Origin of the sequence: Pseudoalteromonas sp. NBT06-2 (assembly GCF_002276045.1) — a bacterium.
Lineage (GTDB): Bacteria > Pseudomonadota > Gammaproteobacteria > Enterobacterales > Alteromonadaceae > Pseudoalteromonas.
On the sequence record NZ_NQMR01000136.1, the window covers coordinates 1 to 16,183 of the forward strand.

Here is a 16,183-nt window from a genome sequence, read left to right on the forward strand (position 1 = left end):
GATATGACCTAAATCAATACTTGGTGAAACCTCAGTTTCAACTAAATGTAATGTTGGTGTTGAAGAAGCAACGGCTTGTGCCTTTGACTTCATGTAATCAACAATTTCGCCTAATGTACGTAATTCAGCTAAATCTTCAGGATTTAAATCTGGTAAATCAGTAATGGTTTCTTGTACAGAACCTAAGATTTCGACACGTTTAATTGAATCGATACCTAAGTCTGCTTCCATATCCATTTCAAGCTCTAACATTTCAGCCGGATAGCCTGTTTTATCAGCGACGACTTCTAGCATGACACTGTTTACTTTGTTTAAATCAAAAGCCGTTACTGTTTCAACCTGAGGCTGAACTGCTGGTGAAGATGTTATTACATCAGGTTTAATTGCCATTGCAGTGGCAGCAGTTTGAATCGGCGTTATGTTTTTTGCTGCTGTTTTAACTTCAGCCATAGGCTTAGTTACAACTGGCTCAGCTGTTTTTACTACAGGATCAGATTTTACAGTTTGCTTGATATATACTGGCGCTGTTGATGTTTCTTGCACATCATTTAGCATTGCTGACATATTGTCAGTTTGGTTATTCAGATATTGCTCATGAACACGTAATGTTTCTGATTGAAATTCATGATACATGCTTAAAGTACGATCTAAGCTTTCTGGTAACTCATTACCTGTTTGAGCTTCAAGCACATTTTGGAAAGTTTTAGCGTACTCTTGTGGACCTTGCATATATTGCTCATGCACATTTAATAGCTGCTGTTGGTGCTCAACAAACTGACCAACACTTCTCTCAATACTAGATGCTAATTCATTCGTATTAGTTGTTGTTGCTTGTACATTTAGCGTGCTTGTATGGCTGCCATCAGCTTGTACGTAAACTATTTTCTCTACTATTTTTTCGACAACTTTTGGCTCTGGTACTGCAACTGGCTGTGCTTTAGCTTGTTTAATTGTCCAACCGTCTGTTAATGCATCATCAAATGCTTTTTTCGTTTTAGCACTGACATAAGATGCACCTGTTAGCTTCATTGCTAATGGAGACATTTTAACTGCTTGTGTTGGACGTTTAATTGCTGAGTATGGGTCGATTTCATGTAAATCTAAGCCTAATACCATCATTTGCAACGCAGCTTGACGCATTTGTAAATCGGCAGATTTTTTAGGATTTGCATTAAGTGCTATTGCCTTTACATCCGATTTTTCAGTTAAAATGTTTTCAACTAATTTAGTTAACACATTCTTAGGACCAAATTCAATAAAGATTCGACCACCGGCATTATATAAATTATCAATTTCTTCATTAAAATGAACTGATTCTAAAATATGATTTTTTAGGCGCTTTTTAATATCGGCAGCTTTATTTGGATATGCTTTACCTGTGCCATTTGAATATACTGGGATACTCGGTTTGGTAAATTTCGCGCTATCAATTGCTTTAGCAAATGGTTTTTGTGCATGGCCAACAAGCGGCGTATGAAATGCTGCCGATACGAGTAAAGGAACGACTTTATATCCTTTGCATTTTAACTCATCAATCGCAACTGAAATTTGACTTGAAACACCAGCAACAACAACTTGGTTATTTGCGTTGTAATTAGCAATTGAGATATCTTTAATATCTTTAATATCATCAGCAACTTTAACTGGGTCGCCAACTACCGCAATCATAGCACCGGCATCAAAGTTTTCGTCTTTTGGGGATGCCATAGCTTGACCACGACTACGTGCTAACATCATATAGTCATTATCGTTTAATACACCTGCGGCCCATAAAGCAGTTAATTCACCAAAACTATGACCTGCTGTAAAATCAGCTGCAAAACCAGCTTGTTTAAATGTATTGTATAGACCAACACTGAAACACCCAATTGCAGGTTGTGCATGTTGCGTTAAACGAAGTGCATCATCTTGTGCTTTACGATCAATATCGTTAAAAACAGGAATTGGATAAGTGACATTTGATAAATGCGGTAAGTTTACAGATGTAAATTGTGAATCCATATCAGCTGCACTTTGCATCACACTTGGGAAATTACATGCTAATTCATTACCCATATTCACATATTGTGAACCTTGACCTGAGAATAATGCAACCACTTTACCTTTAGCGTCAATACCTGATTGACGATAATAAATACCAGTTGGTACTGACCACTCAATTTCACCCGATTTTGCCTTAAATTGTTTAAGGGCTGTATTAATCATATCTATTGCTTGGCTGGCATTTTTAGCCACAAAACCACAACGCGCTAACTCATTTTCAGGCGTTATTGCAGAACATTGTGTTACTAAAGCATTAAATGCAAATACTTGCACATCTTCATTAACCGATAACTGAGTCAAATAATCATGAAGTTTTGCAACAATTGCACTTTCGTTTTCAGCTGTAATTAAAATAGATTGAGGTACCGCTGTAATACGGTATGCACCTTGCGCTTTAGGTTGGTACTCTTCTAGTACCATATGGTAGTTAGTACCACCAAAACCAAACGAACTTACACCCGCTCTACGTGGTAAACCATCTTCTCTTGGCATCCAAGGTCTAGTTTGATTATTTAAATATAATGGGCTGTTTTTGATGTCTAAACTAACATTCGGTTGGTCAATATGAAGCGTTGCAGGCAAAACTTTATGGTGTAATGCTAGCACTGCTTTTATCATACCCGCAGAACCGGCAGCCGCTTTAGTGTGACCTACCTGTGATTTTACTGAGCCTAATGCGATATGCTGCGTTTTATCATTATCAGCACCAAAATGTTTAGTTAATCCTGAAAATTCAGCAGCATCACCTGCTTTAGTACCTGTACCGTGTGCTTCAATTAAACCACACGTTCTTGGATCCCAACCGGCATCTTCATAAGCACGCTTTAATGCTTTTGCTTGGCCATCTGGTCGAGGTGCATAAATAGATTTAAAACGACCATCTGAAGACGTACCAATACCTTTAAGTACAGCATATACTTTATCACCGTCACGCTCAGCATCTTCAAGGCGCTTAAACGCCATCATACCGATACCTTCACCTATCATCATGCCTTTTGAATCATCATCAAATGGGCGAATATCTTCATTGGTTGTAAAAGCAGGTGTTTTAGAGAATGACATATACATAAATGGTGAATTATCACAACATACGCCGCCTGAGATCATTACTTCAGATCTGTGCTCTAATAAGTCTGAAATCGCAAGTTTAATCGCAGCTAAAGAGCCCGCACATGCAGCATCTACAACACAGTTAGTGCCTCCAAAATCAAAACGATTTGCAATACGGCCTGAAATTACATTACCTAACATGCCTGGGAATGAATTTTCTTCCCAACCAATATAAGCTTTTTTGAATTTTTCGATGATCATTGCACGATCATCGTCATCTACACCTGACGCTTTTAATACTTTATCAAGTACAGGACCTTGCAAACGTGATGTCAGTGGTGAAATTTGTTTTTGGCCTCCGCCAACACCTAAAGTAATACCCACTTTATCACGGTCATAACCTGAACCATCGCCTATACCAGCATCATTTAATACATCACGGGCAACCACGAGTGATAGTAACTGAGCAATATCTGTTAACTCTAAGATATTTGGCGGCAGACCAAATTCCATTGGGTCAAAATCAATTTCAGGTAAAAAGCCACCACGTTTACAATAAGTTTTATCTGCTGCAAATTTATCTTCAGAGTAATAATCGTCAATCGCCCAACGATCCGCAGGGACATCTTTAATAGAATCAACAGATTCAAAAATATTATCCCAGTACTGTTCTAGGTTTGTTGCATCAGCAAATACTGATGCCATGCCTACTATGGCGATTGGGCATTCTTGTAAACGAGAATTTAATTGTTGTTCATCAACAAGTGTATCAACGTCTTTAACTGCATGAGCTAAAGTTGGCTTTGCCTTGCTATTATTCGGCATTCTATTTTTACTCCAATTATAATTCGGTTGCATTTTGTGTATCAATATCAGAATCAAGTTCTGCGTCTAACATACGAAAACGACTTAAAAATTCGGTATAATTCCCCGCTAAAATACGGCGAATATGAAATGGGGCTTTGGTGAGTACATGAGTCATATAACGCCCAGCTGCGGCTTTTTCATCACCATTATAAATATCAACATAAACCCAACCAGATGCGGGATCATTTGCAATAAGTAAACGACGTTTTGTCGCTTCATCATCAAATTCAGGTAACTGCGTTACCTTTACTTGTACGACTTCGTCTTCTGATAAAGATTGGGTTTGATTTAGTACTTCTCGCATTGCTTCTGGAGATACTTCTGATAAAACAATATTCTGTTTTTCTAAATTCTGAATTGGTACTTGAATTGCGGCATTTGAGAGATTGTCGGCATCTGTAGCCTCACCATTTTGATTCATATCTGCTAATCGAGATACCCCATGTCGCTTTAAACACCTTTGTAAACCGGCTCTTGATGTTTTCACATTGATAAATTCTTTACTAACTGCCAATAATTCATCTAGCGAAAGTAATAAACGTGTTCTGAGCTCAACAACAACGTATTCTTGTGCCGGGCTTAAAGTTGTATTAAGCTGCTTGGGTGTATGAGATTCATCTTTAATAGAGTCACGTTTTCTCCACTTACGAACAGTAGATTCTGAGATTTTAAGTAAACGCGCTAAAACAGCGATGGGTAAATCAGATTCATGAATAAATGCACGCATTTCAAGCGTTGTAGTTGCATTTGCATGTTGTTTTGTCATTATTAAAAATGTTCCCTGCTATCGCTTTAGTTCATCAAAATTAAATTGATTAAACATTACCATTACTCTTTTTAAAGTATTTAATTAACGATATAAGCTAAATCCATTCGCGGTAATATACACAGGTTTAAAACCCAGCACAATCTCCCGATACTTAAATTTATGATGTAAAACAAATTAGGTGTAAATAATAGTTTTCAGTTAGAAATAAAATCTTAACAATTAGAGTTTAGACTCTATATAATATTGTTTTAACTTAATTTTGTAATATTTAATAGAAATTGCTCTCATTATTTTTATAAGTCCATGTTAAACTCAGTATTCAACAGTCAATTTAAAGCTTAGTTTTAAACCAATACAATATAGTGATACTTTTATGAATAACAAAAATGAAGAAACAACTTCAAAATTAAGCCTTAAAGAAAATGAAATTCACTTGTGGTCAATCGACCCAACACAAATTACATCTAAAGTTTTGATCAAAAAATATAAAGAATTATTGACTGCAGATGAGACAATAAAACAACAGAGATATCGATTTGATAAAGACAAACATAGTGCACTCATCACCCGTGCTTTTGTGAGAGATTTATTATCTTATTATGCCAATATTGATGCTTGTGACTGGCGTTTTAGCAAAGGTGAAAAAGACAAACCTGAAATTATCAATCCTCCAATTCCATTAAGATTTAATATTAGCCATACAGATAAACTGATTATATGCGCTGTGATGCTAAATGATGATATTGGTTGTGATGTCGAAAATACCAAAAGAAATACAGAACCATTATTAATAGCACAACGTTTTTTTTCACCAAGTGAAGTAACTGAGTTATTTGCATTACCAGAACATAAACAGTGTAGCCGATTTTTTGATTATTGGACTTTAAAAGAGTCTTATATAAAAGCTTGGGGATTAGGTTTATCGATTCCATTAGCTGATTTTAGTTTCGATATTTCTCTCAGTGAAAACAGCGAGTTTAATAACAATATAAAATTAAGTTTTGCCCAGCATAGAAAGGATTTTCCTGAAATATGGCAAAGTTGGTTAATCTCCCCTAACGAATCACATCGAATCGCGTTATCAGTACGAGCAAAATACAATAATCAACACATTGATTATAAATTAAGATTTTTTAATAGCCTGCCCTTAGTGGGTTATCAAGAAACTAACGCTTTCTTTAAATAATCCATATAAATAATTTCTATAGAAAACAAGGTGGCTTGGAGTTAGATAATGGCGAATTTTTTGAATTTACAAATTTCAATTTTGTAACAGATCATCTTGAAGCAATTTTGATAGCCGAAAAACAAGGTATGGGACTTATATTTATTTCGCCGACTTACATAAAGAGAGAACTATCAAAAAGTCAACTTGTACCTATATTTCCCAATATAAAAAGCAAGTAAGCAGCTTTGGATATTTTACCCTAATACAGAGTTTACTCCTTTAAAAACGAGGCTATTCATTGATCATTTAAAATCAAAAATGGTTTGAAAACTGAGCATTAAATGTTTTGTAAATCTTTTTTAGGTTTAAAAGTAATCGTAAATGTAGAGCCTATATTTATTTTACTACTTACGCTTATTGTCGCCTGCATTCGATCTGATAAATTTTTTACCAAAGATAAACCAATACCAATACCATCAATGCAATTATCTTTGGCATAATCCAATCTTAGAAGTGGTTCAAATATTAATTTATGGTCTGAACTATCTATGCCAATTCCGGAATCTGTTATACGTATTTCAACAGCTCCTTCGCTATTGACTGAAGTGTAAACTTCTATAAATCCATTTTTTTTATTATATTTAATCGCATTGTTTAACAAGTTAACTAAAATTTGACGTATTCTGCCGGAGTCAGCATAAACGCTATGCTCTTTTTGTTCGTAATCTATAGTGATATTTTGTGCTTGAGTAAAAGGCTGAACCATTACAATACTTGATATAATAATGTTATTTAAATTACATTCCTCCCAATTCACTTCAAACTCACCATTATTTGAATAAACGAAGTCCATAATATCCTTCACTAACATAGATAAATGTAGTCCAGCAGTATTAATATGCTTTAGTAAAATAGAATTATCACTATCATCTTGTGTCATATTGCATTGAAGAACTTGAGAGCCGCCAACAATTGCATTTAAAGGTGTATTCAACTCATGACTAATGCGTGATAAAAAATCAGATTTAGCTTTATTTGCTTTTTCGAATTGATTTTTAACCTCTAAAAGATCTTTTGTTCGCTTCTTTACTTTATCTTCTAATAAAATTTGTGATTTAATAATCTCAATTCGTGCATCAGCCAAGTTTTTAAGCATTTCAGAAAAAGAGCTTTCTATAATTGTTAATTCATTTTCTTTTTTATTGTCTAAATTAATTTTAAATTCATCTAATTCGTCAAAATCTACAGTTTCAATCGCATGAACTAGCTTTAATAAAGGTTTTATTAATAACTTATTTCCAACCCAAACAAACAGATACCATAATGCTACCGTTTTAATAATTGCATTAATAATGATTAAAATCACACCAAATTGTACTCTTTGAATGATAACTGAAGAATTTGAATATAAGGTAACAGTCCCTACTTCTCTAGATTTACCTCTAAACACATAATTAATCGGAAATTTATGAGAAAACATTTTGGTGAAATCAGCTCCTCCAACAGAAATAGGTTCCTCATTTACATTAAACTTTAACAACTCACCACTATTTGATTTTATAATCCCTACACCAGTAAAAATTTCACCTTTTTGCTCTATTTTAACGCCCATTACAATAGGTATAGCTAACATACCATTTAGCGTGTTATTTACTTGTTCTTTATCTAAATTCCATACGCCAGCACTTAAAACGGGTTCGAATATTTGTTGATTGATTTTAAGTTCATCTTCAACCGTTTGTTGCGTATGTTTATATTCTATAGCGATTTGCCCTATAGTAATAACCACAGCAATAACACAGTAAATAGAGAAAACAAAATTAATTAATTGGGTGGCAATAGAGTTTTGTTTTAAAAATAAATTATTACTCATTAGGGCATATTTCCCACTTCACAGGTTGTCGGGATCCATCGATGCCAGATATGTTCATTTTCATTTAACCATTGCTTAGCAGCTTGCTCATAACTTAATCTTTTAAAATCAACCGCAGCAGCTAAATCTGAAATAATTTGATTATCGAAGCTAATATTTTTTATAATATTAAACGCACATGGCCACCCATCTTTTAAACCAGCCCATACCGCTTTTTTTAAAAAACCATTTTTAGGATTTCCACAATCGTAATGAAAATTAGGATTTATGCCCCACTTTGGATCTATTTCACAATCTATATGATATTCTGGAAACTCTACAAATTTACCTTCATATACAGCTTCGACCCAATTAGGAGTCCAATTAAATAAAACAATTGGTTTATTGTGAGTAATTGCATGTTTGAGTTCAGACCATAAATCATCAGCTTTATTAACTGTATCAATTTTAAAGTTTAGATCTAATGCACGAATACGTGCTGCCTCAGGTTTCTCCCAAGGCCCAGCAACATAGCGCCCTATATTCGAATCATCATTTGAAAACAAAGCCGAACATTTATTTAAAGCTCGCCAATCAGGCAAGTCGGGACATAATTCGTCCATATAACTTGGATACCACCACTCTTCCCTTGTTGTTGCTTTATGACTGCCCGCATCAATTACATTGCCAGATGTAATAACTCTCTCAAACATAGTCGACATTGTGCCCTCCCATACTTCAACTTGAACATGATCTATACCTTGGGATAATGAGCCCCATTGCTCATTTATAGTTGAAAATGAATATTTTGTTTTGTATCCAACAGAGTTTAAAATATAACCGGTTATATGTGCTAGTACAATTTGGCTACTCCAATCATTTACAATAATGCTAATTGGCTGCTGATTTTTTATAGTTTGTGCATTACAAAGACTACAAAATAGGAATGAAGATATGAGAAAACTAGTGCGTTTATTTATCATGATTTAAGTCATAGAGTGAATAGATTCCACTTAAGTAAAGCACTTATTAAATACATATCAAATAAGTAACTAAATCTAAACTTTTATTAATTTCAAATAGCCCAATTCTTATGAAGAGATATAGCTAATTTTAATGATTGATATGTTTATTGTTATTTTTCTATAGAATTTCAAATTTCGAAAATATTTCAATATCAACCCACTGCCATTGAAACTCATCCACTATAGACGATTTTGGACCATGAGATAAAAATACAACTAGCTTCTCAATATCAATTTTTTCACCTGTCGCCATGACCTCAACATTGCCATTAGGTAAGTTTTTAGCGTACCCATTTAAGTTTAATTTTTCAGCGACTTCCATAGTCGAAGCTCTGAACCAAACCCCCTGTACTTTACCAGATACAACCGCTTTTATCGTTTTATTCATGATTTACCCTTTATTATTTACTATATACAGATTTTTACTTTATTAATTGTTGATAGCACACTAAAATTAGCGCTTTAATTTATTACAAATAATACACTTAATATTAGGGGCTGTTGATCTTTCAGGTTTAAATTTTGTTCGAGATAAAAGCATTTTAGTCGCGGCGAGTCGTGTGTAGCCTTGCATTCTAAGCAAATACGGCTCAACAAAGAATAAAAATCTTTTAGCCGAATTCTTCGGACAGTGTTTGATACAAAAGTAATCTCGAAAGATCAACAGCCCCTAATATCAGTACTTGGAAACCATATGTCGTCAATCCTATTTTTACAAGCTGGCCGTGAAAAGTCTTTAAAACGCAAACACCCTTGGATTTTTTCAAAAGGCATCAAAAAGATAAAAGGTAAACCCGGTTTAGGCGACACAGTTGAAATACATGATAACAATGGTAACTACTTAGCCACTGCTGCGTATAGTCCTCATTCTCAAATTCGTGCACGTATTTGGACTTTTGATCAAAATGAAACTGTTGATACTGTTTTTTTTGAAAAACGTATTCGTCGTGCTCTTTTTGCCAGAAAAGATGTGATTGCACAAGGTGGTTTAACTGGCTTTCGTTTAATTGCAGCTGAATCAGATTCTATTCCGGGTGTAACCATAGATAAGTTTGGTAATTACTTAGTTGGTCAATTTTTAAGTGCTGGCGCTGAGCGCCATAAAGGCGAGATAGTTCAAGCGCTTCGTAACATTTTTCCTGATAGTAATATTTACGAACGATCTGATGTAGAAATACGAAAAAAAGAAGGCTTAGAACCTATTACAGGTGTACTTTGGGGTGTTGAACCACCGGAAGTTGTGATCATTGAAGAAAATGGTTTAAAACTTGAAGTGAATATTAAAACTGGTCACAAAACAGGTTTCTATTTAGACCAACGTGATAGCAGGGCTGCACTAGAACGTTTTGTAAAAGATAAAGAAGTATTAAACTGCTTTTCTTACACGGGTACTTTTGGCCTATATGCACTTCGTGGTGGATGTTCTAGTGTCACCAATGTAGATGTATCTCAGCCAGCACTTGATACTGCTAAACGAAATGTTGAATTAAATGAACTTGATTTAAATAAAGTTAAATTTGAAAAACAAGATGTATTCAAATTATTACGTCAGTACCGAGAAGAAGGTAAAAAGTTCGATACAATTGTAATGGATCCACCTAAATTTGCAGATAATAAATTGCAACTTACTGGTGCATGTCGTGGTTATAAAGATATCAATATGATTGCCATGCAAATATTAAAACCAGGAGGCACATTATTAACTTTCTCTTGCTCTGGTTTAATGGAACAAAATCTTTTCCAAAAAGTAGTCGCTGATGCAGCATTAGATGCTGGTAAAGATGTATTATTTATGGAACGTTTAAACCAGGCAGCGGATCACCCGATTGCGGGATTTTATCCGGAAGGGTTTTACTTGAAAGGACTGATCTGTAAAGTGTTTTAAGTGAATACCCATCATATTTCAAGATGGGTAAGTGTCTGCTGCGTAGCTTTATTAATAGACACTGCGCGGCAAAACAAAAAACATCATCTTTATACAATTTTATTATTTTTTCGCCACGTAGTGGCCATAAGAAACTTGCGTAGCAAACTTCTTATTAATTGACTTCTATAAACTCCAATCCAATCAGATATTCTTGCGCCTCAAGCCCTGTACATCGAATCACTTTTGCTATGGCATCTAAAGATGGTACGCCATTATTTGTTGAATCTACTTTAACTTTGAGCTCAGTATTCATCTCTAAAGGTTCATCTAACTCAACCGACATACCCGTTGCGCTCAAGTCTCGGCAAACACCATCAATTTCTCGTCCTGACTCAGAATCAAGTAAGACTAATAATGCTTGTGCATTTACCATCATTCTAAAAAAATTACGTTTATCTTCGTATAACATACTGCTGCTCCATGCTTTATTATCGTGATATTTTCTACAAAGCTATATATATAAATTAATGGGATGTAAAAAAAATGCAAGTTATTATATCAATAATACCTCCTTTTTATTCAATTATATACCCAAGCTCCGTCTCGGCGAGTTTAAACAGGGTTTTTGCTGCGTTATTAATTTTGATAAGGGAACAGCCATTATCTTCAATTAATACCTTAGCTAAATCCTGTTTAATTCTCGCTGAAATCGCGCATTTTGAGGTATCATGGGTATATACCCAAGCCACTTGATAATGCTTGTTTCAGAATTTATCAGGTGAGTTAGCACAAGGCACATCATTTTAGGAATGCTTATTGCCTTTCAAACTAATGTAACGTAGTGATTACTTACCTGATAAATTCCCTGCGGGCGGGTTTTAAATGGTCAACTACCGCGTTATTTATGTTGATAAGGGAATAACCATTACCTGCAATAAATGTCTTGTATTTGACCATTTAAACTCCCGCTGAAATCATGCATTTCCAAGTAGCTTGGGTATATAGCCAAACAACTCATTTAAAGTGATATTTTTTAACTGAATTCTTTCATCGCATTTATCACGCGTTTAGCTGAAATTGGATATGGCGTACCTAAAGTTTGTGCAAAAAATGACACTCTTAATTCTTGTTGCATCCAAAAGATATCTTCTAAAGCTTTAGGTATTTTAACGCCTTTAGGTATTTTTTTCACTTCCGCTTTGTAGCATTGCTCAACTTTATCTAACTCTAAAATACAGAGTCGATCTCTATTTGGATCGATACGTAATTTTTCTAATCGACGCTCTATCGCATTAAAGTAACGAATTAAATCTTTTATTTTATTTGCACCAAATCTGCTAATAAACCCTTTAAAAATCAAATTTTCTAATTGAGATTTAATATCACCATGTGCATTGATCATAGATAAATCAACTCGCCCTTTCAATCGCTTATTAACCCCATGAGCCAGCCTTAATACTTGCTCTACATCTATGGCTATTTTCACAACCGTATCATCTAAGTTAGCGCGCACATGCTCTTTTATTTTCTCAAAATCATTGGCATTTCGAATATCAACTTCACTACACATATCCTGACATAATTTATCAACACCCGCTGCAATACAATCATCTATTAATTCATTCACTTTACCAAAAGGGTTAAAATACAACCCTAATTTTGCTTTATTAGGTAATTTTTGCTGCAAATACTTAATTGGCGATGGCACATTTAATAAAACTAAACGACGTAACCCTTGATTATGTGCCATGATTGCTTTTTGTTCAGAATCAAATAATTCAATTGCAGCACTGGTTTTTTTATCAACTAAAGCTGGAAAAGCTTTAATCTCATAACGACCTTGTTTTTTAACATAAGCTTTGGGTAATGCACCAAAATTCCATTGTGTTATATCCGTTTGCTCTATACCTTTATCAGCCACTTTAGATAAAGTATCTGTCACTTTTCCTTGTAACTGACTTTTAAGCTTCTCTAAATCAGTGCCACGACCTAAAAGTTTGTCTTTCTCACCACGTACTTCAAATTGAATTCTAAGGTGTGTTGCTAAAGCTGAATAATCCCAAGCTTGAGGGTCAATTCGAGTACCACTCATACGTAATAAATGCTTAGAAATTGCCTCTATAAAACGACCTTGCATTGGCTCTATCGCACTCATTACCGCATCAGCATAATTTGGTACAGGCACAAAATTACGTCGAATTGTTTTAGGTAAAGATTTAAGCAAAGCACATACTAGTTCATGACGAAATGCAGGAATATGCCAATCAAAACCACTTTCTTCCACTTGATTTAATAAAGCCAATGGAATTTGAACTGCCACACCATCTATATCCTTGCCAGGGTCAAAATGATAGCTAAGCGGTAATATAATGTTATTTTGCTGCCATGTATCAGGGTGTTCTGCATCTGTAATATGTTCCGCTTGATGTTGCATCAAATATTCACGTGTCATATGCAAAAAACGTTTGTCCGACTGCTTTTGTTTGTTCCACCATGTATTAAAATCAACACGATTATTAATATGCTCAGGTAATCTTTCTACATAAAACTCATAAAGTGTTTGTTCATCAACTAAAATATCACGGCGACGAGCTTTGTTTTCAAGGCTTTGAATATCATCAATTAGATTTTGATTATGCTGTAAAAAACCTTCGTTTTGACCAAGTTCTTGTTCAACTAATGCTGTACGAATGAATAAATCTCGGCTAACTTTTTCATCTATTTTACTATAAACACAACGACGCTTATTAACGATCACTAACCCATATAAAGTTTGCTGCTCAAAAGCCATAACACAGCCGGGTTTTTTCTCGTAATGCGGTTCGCTATAACTATGTTTAACTAAATGGGATGCCAACGACTCTAACCATTTCACCTCAATTTTTGCATTGATACGCGCATAAAGCTTTGATGTCTCAACTAATTCAGCTGACATCAACCATTTAGGACTCTTTTTAAATAAGCTTGAACCTGGAAATACATAAAACTTAGAATTTCTTGCACCTAAAAACTGGCGGTCTTCATCTTTAAAACCGATATGGCTTAACATACCAGATAAAAGTGCTTTGTGAATTACTTCACCATCCGCATTAGTCTGATTAACTTTAAAACCCATTTCCTGACAAATAGTAACAAGTTGGTAAACTATATCCTGCCACTCTCGCACGCGCATATACGCTAAAAACTCTTTCTGGCATAAACGTCTAAATTGATTACGATTAAGCTCTTGTTGCTGCTCATCTAAATAACGCCATAGATTCAAAAATGCAATAAAATCGGAATCTGAATCGCTAAAACGATTATGCTTTTCATCACTAGCTTGCTTTTTATCTGATGGACGCTCTCTTGGATCTTGAATCGACATAGCAGCAACAATGACGATAACTTCGAACAAACCGCCTTCATGGGCTGCTGTTAATACCATTTTAGCTAAACGTGGATCTACCGGTAATCGACTTAGTTCTCGTCCGCTTTTAGTCAATGTCGTCATATTGCCATGTTTTGCGTGACGTTGTTTTTTATTAGAAATTGCTTTTAGCTCTTGCAAAAGCGTTAAACCATCATTAATATTTCTGCTATCAGGAGCTTGAACAAATGGGAATTTTTCCATATCGCCTAAACCCAGTGATATCATTTTTAAGATAACAGAGGCTAAATTTGTACGTAATATTTCTGGATCGGTAAATTCAGGTCGGCCATTAAAGTCTTCTTCTGAATATAATCGAATACACACACCCGCTTCAACACGGCCACAACGACCTTTACGTTGATTAGCACTGGCTTGTGAAATGGCCTCTATTGGCAGCCTTTGAACTTTTGTTTTTGCACTATAGCGACTGATTCGAGCTGTCCCAGGATCGATAACATATCTAATACCTGGTACAGTTAAAGAAGTTTCAGCCACATTAGTACTTAACACTATACGCCTACCACTATGGCTCGAAAAAATTCGATTTTGTTCTGCATTAGATAAACGTGCATACAAAGGCAATACTTCGGTATGACGAAAATTACGCTTTGTTAGAGCATCTGCAGTATCGCGAATTTCCCGCTCACCATTCATAAAAATAAGAATGTCACCAGGGCCTTCATGCATCAGCTCATCTACCGCATCAAAAATACCTTGTAGCTGATCACCCTCGCTTTGTGATTTTTTATCGCTATCTTTAATACTGTAATCAGAAATGGGATTATAACGCACTTCTACTGGGTAAGTGCGCCCTGATACTTGAATAATCGGGGCATTGTTAAAGTGCTTTGAAAACTTTTCAGGATCTATGGTTGCAGATGTAATTATGAGCTTTAAATCTGGTCGTTTTGGTAATAACTCTTTTAAATAACCTAAAATAAAGTCGATATTTAAACTGCGTTCATGGGCTTCATCAATAATAATTGTATCATATTGATTTAAAAATTTATCTTGTTGGATTTCAGCTAATAAAATACCATCAGTCATCAACTTAATATAAGTCTGTTCAGTCACTTGATCGCTAAAACGGATTTTATAACCGACTTGTTTTCCAAACTCAGTATTTAGCTCTTCCGCGATGCGTGTGCCAACACTTCTTGCAGCTAAACGTCTTGGTTGTGTATGGCCAATATAACCTGAAATACCTCGACCTAATTCCAAACATATTTTAGGTAACTGAGTTGTTTTACCTGAACCTGTTTCACCGGCTAAAATAACCACTTGGTTGTTAGCAATCGCTTTTTTAATTTCGTCTTTCTTTTGACTGACAGGTAAGTTTTCTGGATAAGTAATCTCAGGAATGTTTTGTGCGCGAGTTTCTCTGCTTAAGATACTCTCTTCTATTGATTGATGTACTTTTTTAAGTACTGCTTGCTGTTGAGTCTGATCTTTAATTCTTTTTACACCATCAATACGACGCTTAAAAAAGAATTGATCTTTTTTAAGACAGTCATTTAATTTATTGTATAAATCTCTATTATTAATTTTTTGTGACTCAGACGACATACAAGTTTCAGCTTTCAATCTAAAAAAGGACGCTGATTTTACCAAAAAATACATTTTTCGAATAGCGTATTTTTCACTCCTAGCTAATTATCCTTATATATTACTTATTTCAATCGTGTCACCATCACCATGAATAGTGATTGCTATTGGTGACGCTTTAGTATTGATTTTAAAAGAGCCTACATTCCGACATCAATACGCTTTGAATTGGGCGCGCTCAGATAGCTCTGAAACATGCAACTTGAAATAACTAGAGCACCGATTAGTTTAAAATATGAACACCAGAATGGTCCAAAAATCAGACAGGCAAGACGTATTAGTGAATGGAATAGTGGGCTATTTCGAGCTGATACACCGTAGCATGTGTGATTTTTGGCCATTCCCTACGGACGAGGCTAAAATTTCCGTATACTGCGTTAAATTTTCTTGATGGAGAATAACTAGACCTACAAAAATTTTCTAGTCTACGGAAATTTTGGCTCTCGCTGGTGACTATATTTTAAACTGTTCGGTACTCTAGGTATAGATACATTTTTTAAAAGAATAAAACCGCAGATTAACTCCGTA

General features: G+C 35.0%; 9 protein-coding genes. 2 read left to right on the plus strand and 7 right to left on the minus strand.

Annotated features, from left to right (window positions below; translation table 11 throughout):
• Together CJF42_RS20490 and CJF42_RS20495 are read right to left on the minus strand one after the other, a co-directional pair.
• A partial coding sequence (locus CJF42_RS20490) for a type I polyketide synthase (protein ID WP_141235607.1) occupies nt 1-3,918 on the minus strand: 3,918 nt, incomplete at its 3' end.
• 16 nt (nt 3,919-3,934) lie between these two features.
• The gene (locus CJF42_RS20495; protein ID WP_095368453.1) at nt 3,935-4,726 is read right to left on the minus strand and encodes a helix-turn-helix domain-containing protein; all 792 of its coding nucleotides are present in this window, start codon (nt 4,724-4,726) and stop codon (nt 3,935-3,937) included.
• Between the two features lie 376 nt (nt 4,727-5,102).
• On the opposite strand from CJF42_RS20495, the gene CJF42_RS20500 reads away from it, so the two are divergent.
• Nucleotides 5,103-5,915, plus strand: a complete 813-nt coding sequence (locus tag CJF42_RS20500) for a 4'-phosphopantetheinyl transferase family protein (RefSeq protein ID WP_095368454.1) — start codon at nt 5,103-5,105, stop codon at nt 5,913-5,915.
• Nucleotides 5,916-6,234: 319 nt separating this feature from the next.
• Here the strand turns inward: CJF42_RS20500 and CJF42_RS20510 are convergent, their stop codons facing one another.
• The 3 genes from CJF42_RS20510 to CJF42_RS20520 all read right to left on the minus strand — a co-directional run bounded on the left by CJF42_RS20510 (nt 6,235) and on the right by CJF42_RS20520 (nt 9,162).
• Nucleotides 6,235-7,770, minus strand: coding sequence for a sensor histidine kinase (locus CJF42_RS20510; RefSeq protein WP_095368456.1), 1,536 nt, complete (start codon nt 7,768-7,770; stop codon nt 6,235-6,237).
• Nucleotides 7,770-8,732 (minus strand): ABC transporter substrate-binding protein, encoded by a 963-nt coding sequence (locus CJF42_RS20515; protein WP_095368457.1) that lies wholly within the window; start codon nt 8,730-8,732, stop codon nt 7,770-7,772. Before CJF42_RS20515 ends, CJF42_RS20510 begins: the two co-directional genes overlap by 1 nt.
• 160 nt (nt 8,733-8,892) lie before the next feature.
• Entirely contained in the window at nt 8,893-9,162 is a 270-nt protein-coding gene (locus CJF42_RS20520; RefSeq protein WP_095368458.1) for an acylphosphatase, read from the minus strand.
• Nucleotides 9,163-9,468: 306 nt separating this feature from the next.
• On the opposite strand from CJF42_RS20520, the gene CJF42_RS20525 reads away from it, so the two are divergent.
• Nucleotides 9,469-10,659 carry a class I SAM-dependent methyltransferase gene (locus CJF42_RS20525; RefSeq protein ID WP_095368459.1) on the plus strand — a complete coding sequence of 397 codons (1,191 nt, stop codon included), beginning with the start codon at nt 9,469-9,471 and terminating at the stop codon, nt 10,657-10,659.
• Nucleotides 10,660-10,813: 154 nt separating this feature from the next.
• Here CJF42_RS20525 and CJF42_RS20530 read toward each other — a convergent pair whose 3' ends face one another.
• Entirely contained in the window at nt 10,814-11,110 is a 297-nt protein-coding gene (locus CJF42_RS20530) for a PilZ domain-containing protein (RefSeq protein ID WP_095368460.1), read from the minus strand.
• Between the two features lie 564 nt (nt 11,111-11,674).
• Nucleotides 11,675-15,616: an ATP-dependent RNA helicase HrpA gene (gene hrpA / locus CJF42_RS20535; protein WP_095368461.1), complete on the minus strand. Its 3,942-nt coding sequence runs from the start codon at nt 15,614-15,616 to the stop codon at nt 11,675-11,677.
• Nucleotides 15,617-16,183 lie beyond the last annotated feature (567 nt).

Excerpts from the sequence above, each read along its gene's own strand:
- CJF42_RS20495 (WP_095368453.1), bottom strand. The coding sequence starts at position 4,726 with ATGACAAAACAACATGCAAATGCAACTACAACGCTTGAAATGCGTGCA.
- CJF42_RS20500 (WP_095368454.1), top strand. The coding sequence starts at position 5,103 with ATGAATAACAAAAATGAAGAAACAACTTCAAAATTAAGCCTTAAAGAA.
- CJF42_RS20510 (WP_095368456.1), bottom strand. The coding sequence starts at position 7,770 with ATGAGTAATAATTTATTTTTAAAACAAAACTCTATTGCCACCCAATTA.
- CJF42_RS20515 (WP_095368457.1), bottom strand. The coding sequence starts at position 8,732 with ATGATAAATAAACGCACTAGTTTTCTCATATCTTCATTCCTATTTTGT.
- CJF42_RS20520 (WP_095368458.1), bottom strand. The coding sequence starts at position 9,162 with ATGAATAAAACGATAAAAGCGGTTGTATCTGGTAAAGTACAGGGGGTT.
- CJF42_RS20525 (WP_095368459.1), top strand. The coding sequence starts at position 9,469 with ATGTCGTCAATCCTATTTTTACAAGCTGGCCGTGAAAAGTCTTTAAAA.
- CJF42_RS20530 (WP_095368460.1), bottom strand. The coding sequence starts at position 11,110 with ATGTTATACGAAGATAAACGTAATTTTTTTAGAATGATGGTAAATGCA.
- hrpA (WP_095368461.1), bottom strand. The coding sequence starts at position 15,616 with ATGTCGTCTGAGTCACAAAAAATTAATAATAGAGATTTATACAATAAA.